The sequence below is a fragment of the Coprobacillus cateniformis genome (genome assembly GCF_009767585.1).
Lineage (GTDB): Bacteria > Bacillota_I > Bacilli_A > Erysipelotrichales > Coprobacillaceae > Coprobacillus > Coprobacillus cateniformis.
The window spans coordinates 1,645,498-1,661,151 of the sequence record NZ_WSNW01000001.1 but is presented as its reverse complement, the minus strand read 5'-3'; the positions used below and the strand labels follow the sequence as shown (position 1 = coordinate 1,661,151).

Genomic DNA, 15,654 nt, shown 5'->3' with positions numbered 1-15,654 from the left:
TTGGCAATAAATATATTTATTTAAAAATTATATTGACTTATTTTTAAACACAATATAGAGTCCATATAAAATAAGACATTCAAATAAACATGAAAGCATAACAACCATAAAAATGTAACTAACGATTGTTAACGTATCATTATGAGTATTAAAAGCTGTAACTCCTAAAAAAATAACAAGACTAATTAATCCTATAGTCCTTAAATATTTAAAAAATCTATAAAACCTTTGTGATAATAAATTATATTTATTCATCTTATTTTCCTATACAAAAGCGTTTAAATAATTCATCTAATAAATCCTCTTTTGCTCTTTCTCCAAGTATTTCTTTTAAATTTTCCCAACTTTCATATAAATCAGTTACAATTAAATCAGTTGGCACATTATTTTCCATTGCTTCAATAGCATTTTCTAATGATTGTCTTGCTTTTTCTAATAATTGAATCTGCCTAGCATTTGCCAAAATATCTTCTTGACCTGCAGTTATTTTACCTAATTCAAACATTTTTTTAATTTCGTTAATTAAAGATTCTATTTCATTATCTTTTGCACTTATAAAAATACCATCTAATTCATATTTAATACCTTGGTCTTTTTTATTCATAACAATAATTCTATTGGTATCTTGAGATAATTCTATCAATTCATAATCTTCTTTTGTAAGCTCTGATGAACTATCAAGAACTAATAAAACCAAATCAGCCTTATGTATTAATTCTTTAGATTTATTAACACCAATATTCTCGACTATATCATTAGTTTCTCGAATACCAGCAGTATCAATCATATTTAATATAATATTATCAAGACGAATTGTTCCTTCAACAATATCTCTTGTTGTTCCTGCAATATCTGTAACAATAGCTTTATCTTCGTTAAGTAATGCATTTAATAAACTTGACTTTCCAACATTAGGTTTTCCTATAATAACAGTTGATATTCCATCCTTTAATAAATGGACATTTTGAGATGATTCAATAATATGATTCATTTTCTCTTTTAATAACTGACTTTTTGGAAGTAAAGAATCAGCTGTTAACTCTTCAACATCTTCATATTCTGGATAATCAATATTAACTTCTATTTGAGTTATAATTTTAATTAAATCTTCTCTTAAATCCTCAATAAAGTGACTAATATTACCTTGAATTCCTTTTAAAGCCAATTCAGTTGCATAATCATTCTTTGCTGTTATTAAATCACTAATAGCTTCAGCTTGTGACAAATCTATCCGACCATTTAAGAATGCACGCTTTGAAAACTCGCCATGTTCAGCCATTCGTGCCCCTTTTTTTAAACATAAATTTAAGACCTTTTGAGTAATAAAAACGCCTCCATGACAATTAATTTCAACCATCTCTTCACCCGTAAAAGTTCGATGGCCTCGATAAATATTAACCAGAACTTCATCTATTCTCTTTTGATCATCTTTTATATATCCATATGTTATGGTATGACTTTCCTTATTTTTAATTTGACCTGTAAAAAAACTTTGAACAAATGCTATGCAATCTTTACCACTCAAACGAATAATAGAAATCGCTGCTTCTAATCTTGAAGTTGCAATAGCAACAATAATATCATCATTCATAATTTCACCACTTCTTTCTTATATAGTATAACAATATCTCTCTAAAATATCTATAATCCAAAAGAATAATCTGGTTAAGATTATTCTTAAAATATACATAGAATCTAATTTATCTTTGATCTCTACCTTGTGGTACAAAATCTGCTGTTTCCATATAATAATATAGAATACGTTCCTTAAATTTTAAAACAATGTCTTGATATTTAGGATTATCTATTTGATTAACTAATTCTAATGGATCTTTATCCAAATCATATAATTCATCCTTCTCATACAATCTCATTGTATATTTTATATTTCCCATTCTACACATCAGTGCTTTTGTATGTTCTGGTCCTTCACTTGATTGAGTGCTTAGTCGTGGCCAGTATGGTGAAGTTGGATTATGACCTTTTTCCATTGCTTGAGTTTCTCCGTGAATACGACCACCTTCACAGAAGACAGCATCTTTGTGAATCTCATCTCCTGATAGAACATGCACTAATGATTTTCCAAATTGTGTATAAGAAAGATTTATATGACACATATCTGCTATAGTTGCAGGTATATCTAAAAGTTCTGCTAGAGCTTTTGTTTTTCGGGGTTTTACTTTTATATTTTTTGCAGGTTTTATTAATAATGGAATATTGCTTATTGGATTTTCAAAACAATTTTGAACTTTTTCTGTAATATTATAATCTCCAGTATAATCTCCATGATCACTATATACAAAAATATTTGTATTATCATAAAAATTAAGTTCTTTCAATTTGTTACAAATCATACCAAATTGATGATCAAATCTTGAAACCATTGCCAAATAGGTAGCTCTTAATTCAGTAAATCGTTCTTCACTCCAATTTTGAAGATTTTGTTTTGACTCTATACTATATAACATACTTGCACGATCTTTGAGAGTTGATATATTGGGTCTCCTTACTGGTACAAGATGTCTTTTTATCATTGAATACCAAGGATCTTCACATGCATAAGGTGGATGTGGAAATGAAATTGTACAATATAGGAAGAATGGTTTACTATTGGAATTTTTACTCTTTCTTTCAATATAATCTAAAGCACTTTGAATACAATTCCAATCCTGTTTTCCATAACCTTCACTATCTTTTAATTTTCCAATATAAAATGAATAAAAATTATCATTTTTTATATCATCATCAGTTACTTTTTTCAAATTATCTTTTGGAAAAAAGAAACTATTTGAATTATCTCTTTGATTTTCAAAAGTGGTACCATCATAATATTCATCACAGTAATTTGTTTTAGGTTTATCTCCTGGTATTACATCATTACGTCCTATCCAAATAACCTCATAACCATTTTGTTTCATTTCTTTTAATATATTTGGTTCATCTTCATGTCTTTGTAAATAATGCATTGTACGATGTCCAGTTGTATGAGGATAAAGTCCGGTTAAGAAACTGCAACGAGATGGAACACAGACTGGATTTTGACAATAAGCATTTTCAAAAGATATACCTTCTTTTAAAATACTATCTAAGTGAGGAGTAACAGATGCATCATTCCCCATATGATGCATTGAATCACATCTCATTTGATCTGCTACAAATAATACAATATTTGGTTTATTATCCATACAATAACCTCCTATTCTTCTGTTTTTATTGCATTTTCCTCTAAACAAGCCTGTTTATCAATAACTTTGAAAAATGGATAATAAATAATAAATGTTAAGAATAAACTAAAAACTTGATAAAGAGCAACTTGCCAACCCCCTTGAATAAATCCACTAATAACAGGTGGCATTGACCATGGAATCTGATATCCAATTAAGACTGGTAATACACCTACTACAGTCAATCCATAAGCCAAAATTTGAGTCACTAATGGAGCTAAAATAAATGGAATAATCATTGTTGGATTTAAAACCATAGGTGTTCCAAAAATAATAGGTTCATTAATATAGAAGATATTAGCCGGTAATGCTAATTTACCTAATGCTTTATATCTTTGTGATTTTGCTACAAAGATCATAAGAACACATAAAGAAATAGTCATACCTGCACCACCAAATTGGTATGTATTTTTAAATGCAGTAGTATAAATAAACTCAGGTGTACCCCCAGCCTGATAAACTGCTAAGTTTTCTAATGCCAATGGTAACAAAAACGTATTACTAATAGAGTTAACTATATTTCCACCATGGATACCAAAGAACCATAAGATATGGAGAGCTAATGTAAAGATAATCATACCTCCAAAACTTCCTCCTACTTTTTGTAAAGGTGAAGCAATAAAAGTATAAATTAAACTATGTAAACTGCCATATGATGTAAAGCTAAATAAATATGCAATGACTAAGAATAGACTTCCTACTAAAAACATTGGAATTAATGAACTAAATGATTTTGTAACCATTGGTGGAACACCTTCTGGCATCTTAATAATCCAACCCTTTTTATTAAAAAATATAAATAACAATGAAGACATGCAACCAATAATCATTGCTACAAAAAGACCTCTTGCCCCCAACCAGTCAAATCCAATTGCTGTTATTACACTTTCCTGATTTGTTGTAATTTGTAGTAATGGTGTAACAATAATAAATGAAACTAAAGCAGTTAATCCCCCAGCAAATCCATCAAAACCTTCTTCTTTTGTAAATACATAGCCTAATGAGACAACTGTATATAATGAAATTAAATCAATTGTAAATTTAGAAGGTAATGCTAGCCATGTTGCTAATCCAGTTTCATTCAACCAATTTGTCCATGCAGTGACTGGAAAACTAGAAACTAAAGTAAAAATAGAACCAAAAATTGTTAAAGGTAAAATAATCATAAAACTTTTATTAATAGCTTTTAAATATCTATTATTTCCTAATTTTATACCAATAGGCATAAGTTTAGCCTCTAAGATATTCATAAATTTTTGCATTTTCTCTTTCCTCCCTTAAAATGAACTTTTTTCAGCTGTATACAGTCAATTATGAAACTTGTTTCAATTATATTATACTAATTTTAAAACTATTTTCAATACTATTTAAAACTTTTTTTACTTTTTATATAAATATTTTGAAACTAATTTCATATTTTTGACATTATTCTTTTATTCTTGTATGATATATTTAAGAGTTATAATATTGGAGGAACTTTATGAACCCTTTTGAGCGCTTAGATTTTTATAAAAGCAACTATACAAAAAGTGAAAAAATTATATATGAATGGATTAAAAAAAATCCTTCTACTGTTGTTAAAGATAGTATTGAATCTTTAGCAGAGGAAATTTCTACGTCTAAAGCAGCAATTATAAGATTTAGTAAAAAGATTGGTTATTCAGGATTTGCTGAGTTCAAATTTGAATTATCCCGTTACATCATTTCTGGTATTAGAGAAAATAAAAATGAGAATATGGATATATCAAGGTCTATTACATCTTTATATGCTGGATATATTAAGCAAATTAATGATTTTATTGATTTAAAAAATATTAAAACTATAGCAAAAACATTATCTAATGCTAGACGTGTCAAAATATTAGGTAAAAATAGAACAGGTTTATCCGCTTTACAATTTCGATATCGTTTAACTAAAATTGGTTTTGATGCTGAGGCAATAACAGATGGTATATTAATGAACCAAATGCAGGAAAGCCTAACAAAAGGTGATGTTGTATTGATCTTTACAACTCGTGCTGAAGATTTACAATATTATGAGCTTATTAAAAATATTTCAAAAAATGGTGTTACAACAATTGTTGTAACATGTACTGAAACAAAATTAATTAAACAGTCAAATTATCATATTTTATTACCTTCTATTGAAAATGCATCAACTTCATCATTCTTAGATAATCAAACAATTATGTTTGTCTTTATAGAAATTTTATTAGCTGAATTGGCTTATATGGTTAATGGAAATTATAATCATGAATCAAGAAAAGAAATTATTTCTAATAATTCCACTGGTCTATCATCACAGTAGTCTAGTATCTAATTGACTGTATTCTCTATAATCTAGTTTCTTTGGTTAATTCTTTTGTTTGATAAATCAAAGATATAATCACTATATTGAATATCAAGTTCTATTGTTGCATAAATAATAAAGCATTCTCCCTTGTCCACCAGTGTATAAAACACTGCCTTTCCTGTTGTTGAATGTTTAAGATTGAGCACTCTTTGAAGCTCCTCTATAGGGAAAGGACAGTGAATAAGTGGAATAAAGAAAGGATAAAACAAAGATACATATCACATGCATATTCATTTCATTCTCGAAAACTTCCGTAACTATAGTATAATATATTACACAAAACACATGACGCATCTAAAATCTTAATAGACAAAAAAATCAGGTAAAATAAATGTATCATTACCTGATTTTTCCTTGACCAATACTATAAAATATTTGATAAGTATCTTTTAAAAATTCTTGATATCCACAATATTTATCATCAAAATAAACTATATTCATTCTTTTACATTGTCCATGACAGATATTTTTAAATTGACATTCTTTACATATTGATGAGAATCTTTTTTCTTCTTTTAGAAAAATTTGACCTGATTTGAATTGTCTTATTTCATCAATATTATTAACTGTTATATTTCCAAGGCAATACTGATCCAATGCATAAAAATCACATGGGTAGACTGTGCCATCTCCTTCTATAACCAATTGGATTTGACATTCCCCTAGCATTCCACATGTTCTTGGATAACGTCCTTGAAAAATCATTAATAAATCTTCAAAGAAAGATATGGAGATATAATGTCCATGTTTTAAATCTTCATACCATAATTGAAAAATGTCATGATAAAAATTATAAAAATCTTTTGGCTTTAAGTCATAATGTTCAGTTGAATGATCTAATTCAGGTAAACATGGGATAAACTGTATATATTCAAAACCCTGTTCTTTATAAAACTTATATATGTCTTTAGCAAATGGTACCATTTGTGATGTAACAACAGTCAAAATATTATAGTCAATATTTGTTTGTTGAATCTTTTGTATATGATTAAGTATCTTTTCAAAAGTAGGTTGCGTTCCTTTTAATCTAACTTGATCATGTATATTTTTATAACCATCAAGTGATATTCCCACTAAAAAATGATATTTATCAAAGAATGATATCCATTCATCATTTAAACAATATCCATTTGTTTGAATCGCATAATGAATAATATGTTCTTTTTTTAATTTTTCAACATATTCAACAAAATGAATAAAATAATTAAGACCAGCCATTGTTGGTTCTCCACCCTGAAATGCAAAAGTTATTTCTTGTGCATCAGCCAATGCCTTATCTATAAGCATTTCAACAGTTTCCTTAGACATTATTCCTTTTGAATAATTTCTTCTTTGTTTAGAAACATCGCTATAAAAACAATATTGACAATTCATATTACATATTGATGAGGCTGGCTTAATTAAATATGAAGCTGTTTTCATTTCATCACCTACTTTAGATATAGTATAACAATATCTTCATCAAATATCTATCAAATCATAAGAACTCTTTTCACATTAACAATATGATGATAAATACATCTGAGGATTATTTTTATACTTTTTTGCTTCTTCTTGCGTAAGAAAAACTGTATGGTGAATTTGCCTAGATGCAATAATATGTGGACCAGAACAACCAGCATATCCTTCAATACTAAAATTATAATCTTCATCATTTCCTTCAATATTTATAACTCTTCCTGACATTATATAACCATTTATTAAGAAAAACACTACAGTTTCTTCTTTTAACATATAATATACCCTTCTTTCTTAGATAATTATTTTTACAAGTTTTGCAACCTATAATTATTCATTTCAATTTCATATATGTGTTCTTAACTATAAACTTTTTTATAAATTTCATCAAAGCATATGCTTTTTAACTTATGACATAAGAAAATGACATATTCATAAAAACATGTCATTTATCATATTAATCTACATATGAAATTGTAATAAATCTATTTTTACCTTCGCCTTTACTTTCTGTTTTTAAATGATCAAATTCAGAAATAACTTGATGAATCATTTTTCTTTCATCTGCTGGTAATGGATCAAGTTTAACTTCAACCTTACTTCTTTGCACTTGTTTTGCAATTCTTTTAGCCATTGAAGCAACTTTCTTATAACGACTTTCTTTATATCCATTGATATCTACACTAATTTCAATTCTTTTCTTAAATTCATTTTGAACAGCATTCTTAGCAATAAAACTTAAAGCTCTTAAAATAATACCATTCTTTCCAATTAAGATAGAATTATTATCAGTATTCACATTACAATAAATACGACCATCTTGAACATAAGTCACTGTTTCAACAGTAAACTCCATATTAGATAGAGTTTTTCTTACAAAATTCTCTAAATATTCTTGAATCATACTTTGTGTATAACATTCAATAACAACCTTTTTAGAAAATAAACCTTTCTTTTCTTCAATGACTTCATAAGTTAATTGATCAGGAGTCACGCCCAAATCAAGACATGCAGTTTGGACTACTTCATCTTCAGTTTTTCCCTCATATGTTTTCATCATATTACCCGTCCTTATTGATCTTTTTTCTTTTCAACGTGATAAATTTGAATATATACTGTTCTAATAATTGTAACTAAACTTGTTGTTATCCAGTACAATGACATAGCAGTTGGCATTGATAAAGCAAACCAAACAATCATAGCTGTCATAACAATATTCATAGTTTTCATTGATTTTTGTTGTTTTGAAACTTTATAACGTGGATTTCTCTTTAACATAATATTATTAATTTCAATTGCTAAATATTGTGTAATACCTACAATTGCAACAATAATAATATATACCCAGTTTCCACTTGTAATTTGAGACATTGGTGTTGCTCCCAAATTTAATCCAAAGAAAGTTGCTTGATATAAAATTTCAATTCTTTGTACTGATTGCCACATAGCTAACATGATTGGTAATGTTAAGAATGTTGTGAATGAACTAAACATACTTACATCATGTTTTTTATATAAAGCCTGCATTTCAGCAGATTGTCTCATCTGAGAAGCCTGGTCTTTTCTACCAGCATATTTTCTTTGAATTTTTTCTAATTCTGGTTGAAGCATTTGCATCTTTTGTGTAGATACAGTTGATTTAATCATAATTGGTAAGATTAAAATATTAATAAATATTGTCATACCAACAACACCCCATGCAACATTACCTAAGATATCTGTAATAAATAAGATACCCTTAGCAATAGGGATTGTTAAAATAAAATCAAAGAATCCTGCATCCAAACTCCAAGGAGTTGCTGAATTGATTGCACGATCTGCTAAAAGATTTCCATTAGCATCTAAGTTTTGTCCACATCCTGTGAGGACGAAAACGAATGCTACTAGAGCAAACACTTTTAAAAATTTCTTCGTACGTTGATCTAAATACATTTATTTTTCCATCCTTTTATTTATTTTGTCATAGAGATACTTTAAATCTTCAATATTGTCTTTATATGAACTCTCTAAAAATTTATTTCTCACTATCACAATAAAATCCATTTTTTGAGTTTTATCAAAAACATCATGAACCATCATTCTGACTTGTCTTTTTGTTTTATTACGAACAACAGCGTTACCTAATTTTTTACTAACTGAGATTCCTACCTTGAGGTGACAATCATTAACTTTATAATATATAACAAACTTACGATTTGCAACAGATTTCTTATCTTTAATAATTGTTTGGAAGTCCTCATTCTTTTTTATTCGATATTCTTTTTTCATATTTTTTTAGAAAAAAAACCACATAAAGTGGAATTTTTGTTAGGCAGATAAAACTTTTCTTCCTCTTTTACGGCGACGAGCAAGTACTTTTCTTCCGCCTACTGTTGCCATTCTAGCTCTAAAACCATGAGTTTTTGATCTTTTTCTCTTGTTTGGTTGATATGTTCTTTTCATTGATTACACCTCCAAAATACTATATTTTTTTATACACAGTAACATATGCCCCATTATTATATGAGTTTTACCCCTATAAGTCAATGAAAATATCGAATTTTCTAAGATTTCATAAATGTTTTTCTCAAGTAAATTAGGCATATTTTTTATTTATGCACATATATATGAATATGAGCAATTATAGATATTCACGAGTTATTCACAATGTGAAATAAGTTATGCACAATTGTGAATAACTTATTCAAAACCCTTGATATATATAGGTTTAGACTGTGAATATTATAAGAATAACTTGTGAATGTGAATAACTTTTAAAAATAATTCACAATTATGCACAGTGCATAAAAAGTTACGCACATTCACAATCTATGAAATTTGTGTATAATTAAAAAAATACGCATATATCAATACTTTTTGATGTGCATAACTATGTGAATAACTTGTGCACAGTTTTTTTGTTCTTCTATTTATTCACAATTTCCTCTATAATATGAACTGAGAGAAGGTGAATATGTGAATAATCTTGATACTGATTGGCAAAAAACACTAAATATATTTAAAAATCAGATAGATGATAAAATTATTTTTGATTCTTTTTTCACAACTTTACAAGTTAAGGATATTATTGATAGTGATGTTACAATTACAGTTGATACACAATGGAGTTTGGATGGTGTTTCTCCATATTTAGAAAAGTTAGAAGAAATATATAACACTTTGACAAGTGGCCATTATCAGCTTCATTTAGAAACTGAGGATGAATATAATAAAAGTATTCAACAAAAAAATGATTTAATGCTTTTTAATGACAATTTAAATAGTGATCTTAAATTTGAAAACTTTGTTGTTGGAAATAGTAATCGAATTGCTCAAAATGCATCATTAGCTGTTGCCATGAAACCTGGTATTTCTTATAGTCCATTATTTATTCACAGTAATTCAGGACTAGGAAAGACCCATTTATTAAATGCTATTGGAAATTATGCAAAAAGCAAAGATCCATTTACAAAGGTTCTATTCACAACAAGTGAAAATTTTGTAAATGAATATATTCAATCATTATCTAATCATACTATTGATGAATTTAATTACAAATATAGACATATTGATATCTTATTAATAGATGATATTCAATTTATGGCTACAAAAGAATCATCTAGTGAAATTTTCTTTAATATTTTCAATAGTTTAATTAGTAATAAAAAGCAAATTGTTATAACATCAGATAAACCTCCTCGTGATTTAAGAGGTATGGAAAGCCGTCTTGTTAGCCGATTTGCATCTGGTTTAACAGTAAGTATTGATACTCCAGAGTTTGAAACATCAAAAGCTATCTTAAGAAAAAAGATTGAAATAGAAAATGTTGATTATCCAATTACTGAAGAAGTTTTAGATTTTATTGCCAGTCATTTTAATACAGATGTTAGAGAATTAGAAGGAAGTTTAAAACGTTTGCTTTTCTATAAATTAATATGTGAAGAAAAGCGTGATTGTATTGATCTTAATTTTGCTTTAGAGGCATTTAGTGATACATATAAAAACCAACCAATACAAAAGAAAGAATTAACTGTTTCAAATATAAAAAAATGTGTTGCTGATTACTATAATTTAACTGTATCCCAAATTAATTCAAAGTCACGAACATCTAATATTATAGTTGCTCGACATATTTCAATGTATCTCGTTAGAGAATTAATTAAAGATATATCATTTATACAAATTGGTCATGAATTTGGTGGTCGTGATCATTCAACAGTTATGAAAGCTTGTGATAAAGTTCAAAAGAAACTTGAAAAAGATCTAAACTATCGACAGGCTATTGATGACATAAAAAATAAGCTTGTGTAAAAGTTATGCACAGTTATCCACAACTTATTCACACATAAAAATTTAAAAAACAATGATAAAACCATTACTTTTATAAGTTATTCATATTGTGCACAACATTATTATTATGATATTATTTAAATAATAGTAAATAAAAGGAGAAAAATGATGAATTTTAAGATTAAAAGATTAGCATTATTAAATGCTTTAGCAAAAGTATCTAGAGCTGTCTCAATGAAAAGTCCTTTACCAGTCCTAACAGGTATTAAATTTGATTTAAAAGATAACGAATTAATTTTAACTGGTAGTGATAGTGATATTACAATACAAACAAGTATTAAAGAAAATATTGAAATTATTCAAACAGGATCTGTTGTTTTATCTTCTCGTTATATATTAGAGATTATTAAAAAGATTGATTCTGAATTTGTACATATCTATATTGTTGATGGAACATTGACAAGAATTGAAGGAGCAAACTCTAAATTTGATTTAAATGGAACTTCTTATATTGATTATCCAAGAATTGATTTAAATAAATCTGGTGTTCATTTACAGATGAAATCAACAGATTTAAAACAAGCCATTGAACAAACGTCATTTGCAACAAGTGAAAAAGAAACACGTCCTGTTTTAACTGGTGTTAATTTCAAAGCTAAAGATCATGTTTTAGAATGTATTGCTACTGATAGTTATCGTTTAGCAAAACGTATTTTAACAATTGATTCTGATGTATCATTTAATATTATTATTCCTAAGAAAAGTTTAATTGAAATTAGTCGTATTATTGAAAAAGATGAATTTATTGATTTATATGTATCTGATCGTAAAGTTTTATTTATTTTTGATTCAGTTTTAATTCAAACAAGATTAATTGATGGTTCTTATCCTGATACAAGTCGTTTAATTCCGCATGAACATAATTATTCAATGTCAGTTGACAGTGTAAGTCTTCTTAATTCCATTGATAGAGCATCTTTATTATCAAATGAACAGACAAATATTATAAAATTATCTATGAGTGAAGATCATGTTATGCTTTCTTCTTATTCTCAAGAAATTGGATCTGTTGAAGAAAATTTATCAAAAGCTTTTTATAAAGGTGATGAGTTGAGTATATCATTTAGTGCGAAATATTTAAATGATGCTATTAAAAGTATAAATGGAGAAAAAGTAAAAGTTTTATTTACTGGAGAGATGAAACCATTTATTATTATGGATTTTGAAAAGGATGATATTATTCAGTTGGTATTGCCAGTGAGAACATATTAATTTAAAAAGTATGATTTAGTCATACTTTTTCCTTATTTGTCGAATTCATTTTCTTGAATATATTATAGTTTATGATATAATAACGATGTTATAAAAATAGGCAAAACTATTGAAAGATAGTGACGCAAAGCTATAGGGCCTCTTTAACGTGGCAGCCAGTTGCACAAACGTACAAAAGCAGGCTGTTTTGTCTGTTTTTTTTATTTCATGAAAGGAGAGAATATGAGTAAAAATAAAACTTTCATTAAAATAGTAGTTATATTTTCTTTAATTATTATCTTATTTGGCTCGTTCTTTCATTTCGTTCAGCAAATTAGTGATATGAATACTCAAAAAATATTAAATCATTTAGAAGATGTTGGTAAAGAAACTGCTAATATATATAATTTAAAATTCAAATCGCTACAAAATGTAATTGTTAGTACTGCTGAAATTCTTGGTAGAGTAGATCATTCAGATGATGAAATTGGCAATATTCTTGATACAGTTGCTCAAGGCCAGGAATTATTTCAGCGTATTTGGTATATTGATAAAGATAAAACACTGCATAACTATAAAAAAGATATTATTTTAGAAGATCATAGTTCATATATTGATGAAGTTTTTAATGGACATACCGGTTTTACAAATCCATTGACTTCTTTATATGATAATAAGAGTTCTGTTGTTATTGTTTATACACCTATTTATAAGAATAATCAGGTTGTTGGTGGATTAGCTGGAATTGTTGAAGTGAATAATGAAAGTCATGATTATATTTATAATGATGTATTTAATGATGAGGCATATGTTTTTGCAACATCTGCTGATGGTCAAATTATTTCTAAAATAAAAAATAATAATACTCTTTATTTTGGTGATAATTATTTTGATTTTTTAAATAATAATGTTTATTTTATGAACAGTAATTATAAGTCTATTCTTCATAATATTCAAAAAAATCAATCTGGTTTTGCTTCCTATCGTTATAAAAATGATGAAAGAATGATTTATTATACACCTGTTAAAATTAATAACTGGTATATTTTTAATATTATTTCTAATGATATTATTGATGATTTAAATGATCAGATGAATGGTGAGACATTAAAATTAATCTTAGAAATTATATTTGTTTTTGTTGTTATGTTGTTTATTTTAATCCGTTATTTCATTAAGATTAATAAGATGAATGAAGAAACAAATAATCAATTAAGAACAAGTAATAAAAAGATTGAAATGATTTTAAAACAAACAAGTGATCGTATTTTTGAATATGATATAGATAATGATAGTTTAATACTTGATGCATGGAATGATTATCCTAAGATTATTTTAAATAGTTTCTTAAGTAATTTGCATAATTATAATTTTGTTTCAAAAGAACATGAAAAATTATTAAAAGAGAAGTTTCATGAGATTATTAATAATAAAGATAAGATAGTATTTGATGCTAAATTACCATATATTAGTAGAGATGATGAGACATGGTTCCATGTTTCAATGATTTATGTAAATCAAAATAAGCGATTAATTGGAACTTTAAGAAATAGTACAACAGAAATGAATGAATATAATTTGTTGTTGCAAGATCAAATGTTTAAAAATTCTGTTTATTCAAATGCTTTATTTATGTTTGCAGTCAATTTAAAAAGCCAAAAAGTTGTTATTTATCAAAAAAATGGTATATATCATAATGTTATTGATGTACAATATGAAAATAGTTTCTTAAAATCTTTTGTTGAAGAAGCTGCTGAGAAAGATAGAGAGCGTGTCGCTAAGTTCTTTAGTCAGGAGAATGTTCAAAATATCTATCATCATAATGGAAAAAGAACTATTGAATTTAGAACATGGAAAGCTGATAAAAATAGATATGAATGGGTCAAATTCAGAATACAATTTGAAAGACAAAGTAGTAATAATGAATTACTTATGATTGCATACAGTAATGATATTAATGATGAAAAGAGCAGGCAATTAGAGTATGAATATAAAGCACAAAGAGATGGATTAACAGGATTATATAATCGTCAGACATTTAATCAGTTTGTAGATGATTATTTGAAAGATAAAAAATCAGTAAGTGATTACTGTGCTTATATGATTGTTGATTTAGATAATTTCAAGTCAATTAATGATTCATTAGGTCATAGTACTGGTGATGAAGTTATTCAAAAAGTTGCGACTTTGTTAGAGTCTATCTGTTTTAATTCAGGATATGTTGGTCGTTTTGGTGGTGATGAATTTGTTATTTTCCTATATGCACAAGAATCATATGCTGAAATTGAAAATAAAGCACGTGAAATTATCAGACGTATCGAAGGAATAAAGATGGATAGTATTCATGATATTACTGCATCTATAGGAATCACATTTGTTACAGATGAAAAACATCATCGTATCTTATTTGATAAATCTGATCAAGCTCTATATGTATCGAAAAAGAGTGGTAAATGTAGATATTATGTCTATGTTAATGAAAAATAGAAAAATACTGGTCTATGAGAGATCAGTATTTTTTGTTATAATGATATTTGAGAATAATAAAGAGAAGAGGATTATATTTGTGAGAAAAGTAACTCTATTTATAGCAATGAGTTTGGATGGATATATTGCTGATAGTGATGAAAAGGTTGATTGGTTAGTAGGACATGATAAAAATATCGAAAATATGGAGGTTTATAATTCATTTATTAAAAATATAGATACTGTAATCATGGGATGGAAAACTTATCATCAAATTATAACTGAATTATCACCAAATGAATGGGTTTATGAGGGAATGACAAGTTATATTTTGACTCATCAAAATCATCAATCAACAAGTCAAATTTTTTTTACAGATGAAAAGCCCTCACAATTGATTCATCATTTAAAAAGAAAAGAAGGAAAAGGAATATGGATATGTGGTGGAGCGAATGTCATTCAACAAATTCTTCAGGAAGATATGATTGATGAATTTTATATATCAATTATTCCTACTCTTTTAGGAAAGGGTATCTCATTGTTTGGTATCTTAGATAAAAAAATAGATTTAAGGTTAATAAAAACTCAAAGTTATAATGGTATTACTGATTTAATATATCAACGAAGATGAGG

The 15,654-nt window shown here is 27.0% G+C and carries 15 protein-coding genes and 1 riboswitch; of the genes, 5 read left to right on the top strand and 10 right to left on the bottom strand.

Annotation, left to right across the window (positions count from 1 at the left end; translation table 11 throughout):
- Window positions 1-256 precede the first annotated feature (256 nt).
- The 3 genes from mnmE to GQF29_RS08375 all read right to left on the bottom strand — a co-directional run bounded on the left by mnmE (window position 257) and on the right by GQF29_RS08375 (window position 4,486).
- Window positions 257-1,591 (bottom strand): tRNA uridine-5-carboxymethylaminomethyl(34) synthesis GTPase MnmE, encoded by a 1,335-nt coding sequence (gene mnmE, locus GQF29_RS08385; RefSeq protein ID WP_008789015.1) that lies wholly within the window; start codon window positions 1,589-1,591, stop codon window positions 257-259.
- 109 nt (window positions 1,592-1,700) lie between these two features.
- Window positions 1,701-3,185, bottom strand: a complete 1,485-nt coding sequence (locus tag GQF29_RS08380) for a sulfatase family protein (RefSeq protein ID WP_008789016.1) — start codon at window positions 3,183-3,185, stop codon at window positions 1,701-1,703.
- A gap of 11 nt (window positions 3,186-3,196) precedes the next feature.
- Entirely contained in the window at window positions 3,197-4,486 is a 1,290-nt protein-coding gene (locus tag GQF29_RS08375) for a PTS sugar transporter subunit IIC (protein ID WP_008789017.1), read from the bottom strand.
- 218 nt (window positions 4,487-4,704) lie between these two features.
- Here GQF29_RS08375 and GQF29_RS08370 point away from each other — a divergent pair, with 218 nt between their 5' ends.
- On the top strand, window positions 4,705-5,532 hold the full coding sequence (locus tag GQF29_RS08370; protein WP_117769130.1) for a MurR/RpiR family transcriptional regulator: 828 nt from the start codon (window positions 4,705-4,707) through the stop codon (window positions 5,530-5,532).
- Window positions 5,533-5,564: 32 nt separating this feature from the next.
- Here GQF29_RS08370 and GQF29_RS18370 read toward each other — a convergent pair whose 3' ends face one another.
- The 7 genes from GQF29_RS18370 to rpmH all read right to left on the bottom strand — a co-directional run bounded on the left by GQF29_RS18370 (window position 5,565) and on the right by rpmH (window position 9,477).
- Window positions 5,565-5,723, bottom strand: coding sequence for a hypothetical protein (locus GQF29_RS18370; RefSeq protein ID WP_181987826.1), 159 nt, complete (start codon window positions 5,721-5,723; stop codon window positions 5,565-5,567).
- A 193-nt stretch (window positions 5,724-5,916) separates the two neighbouring features.
- A complete protein-coding gene (locus GQF29_RS08365) occupies window positions 5,917-6,999 on the bottom strand; it encodes a radical SAM/SPASM domain-containing protein (protein WP_054688800.1) in 1,083 nt (360 codons plus the stop codon).
- Window positions 7,000-7,074: 75 nt separating this feature from the next.
- Window positions 7,075-7,311 carry a hypothetical protein gene (locus GQF29_RS08360; protein ID WP_160340786.1) on the bottom strand — a complete coding sequence of 79 codons (237 nt, stop codon included), beginning with the start codon at window positions 7,309-7,311 and terminating at the stop codon, window positions 7,075-7,077.
- Between the two features lie 181 nt (window positions 7,312-7,492).
- The gene (locus GQF29_RS08355) at window positions 7,493-8,095 is read right to left on the bottom strand and encodes a Jag family protein (RefSeq protein ID WP_008789022.1); all 603 of its coding nucleotides are present in this window, start codon (window positions 8,093-8,095) and stop codon (window positions 7,493-7,495) included.
- An 11-nt stretch (window positions 8,096-8,106) separates the two neighbouring features.
- Window positions 8,107-8,967 carry a YidC/Oxa1 family membrane protein insertase gene (locus tag GQF29_RS08350; protein WP_008789023.1) on the bottom strand — a complete coding sequence of 287 codons (861 nt, stop codon included), beginning with the start codon at window positions 8,965-8,967 and terminating at the stop codon, window positions 8,107-8,109.
- On the bottom strand, window positions 8,968-9,303 hold the full coding sequence (gene rnpA / locus GQF29_RS08345) for a ribonuclease P protein component (protein ID WP_008789024.1): 336 nt from the start codon (window positions 9,301-9,303) through the stop codon (window positions 8,968-8,970).
- A 39-nt stretch (window positions 9,304-9,342) separates the two neighbouring features.
- Window positions 9,343-9,477, bottom strand: a complete 135-nt coding sequence (gene rpmH, locus GQF29_RS08340) for a 50S ribosomal protein L34 (RefSeq protein ID WP_003535525.1) — start codon at window positions 9,475-9,477, stop codon at window positions 9,343-9,345.
- Window positions 9,478-9,990: 513 nt separating this feature from the next.
- On the opposite strand from rpmH, the gene dnaA reads away from it, so the two are divergent.
- The 4 genes from dnaA (at window position 9,991) to GQF29_RS08320 (ending at window position 15,652) form a co-directional block, all read left to right on the top strand.
- Window positions 9,991-11,325, top strand: a complete 1,335-nt coding sequence (gene dnaA / locus GQF29_RS08335; protein WP_008789025.1) for a chromosomal replication initiator protein DnaA — start codon at window positions 9,991-9,993, stop codon at window positions 11,323-11,325.
- Between the two features lie 147 nt (window positions 11,326-11,472).
- A complete protein-coding gene (gene dnaN / locus GQF29_RS08330; protein ID WP_008789026.1) occupies window positions 11,473-12,576 on the top strand; it encodes a DNA polymerase III subunit beta in 1,104 nt (367 codons plus the stop codon).
- A gap of 89 nt (window positions 12,577-12,665) precedes the next feature.
- A riboswitch (cyclic di-GMP riboswitch) is annotated at window positions 12,666-12,743 on the top strand.
- A 55-nt stretch (window positions 12,744-12,798) separates the two neighbouring features.
- Window positions 12,799-15,042 (top strand): sensor domain-containing diguanylate cyclase, encoded by a 2,244-nt coding sequence (locus GQF29_RS08325; protein ID WP_008789027.1) that lies wholly within the window; start codon window positions 12,799-12,801, stop codon window positions 15,040-15,042.
- 79 nt (window positions 15,043-15,121) lie between these two features.
- Entirely contained in the window at window positions 15,122-15,652 is a 531-nt protein-coding gene (locus GQF29_RS08320) for a dihydrofolate reductase family protein (protein WP_008789028.1), read from the top strand.
- Window positions 15,653-15,654: the final 2 nt, after the last annotated feature.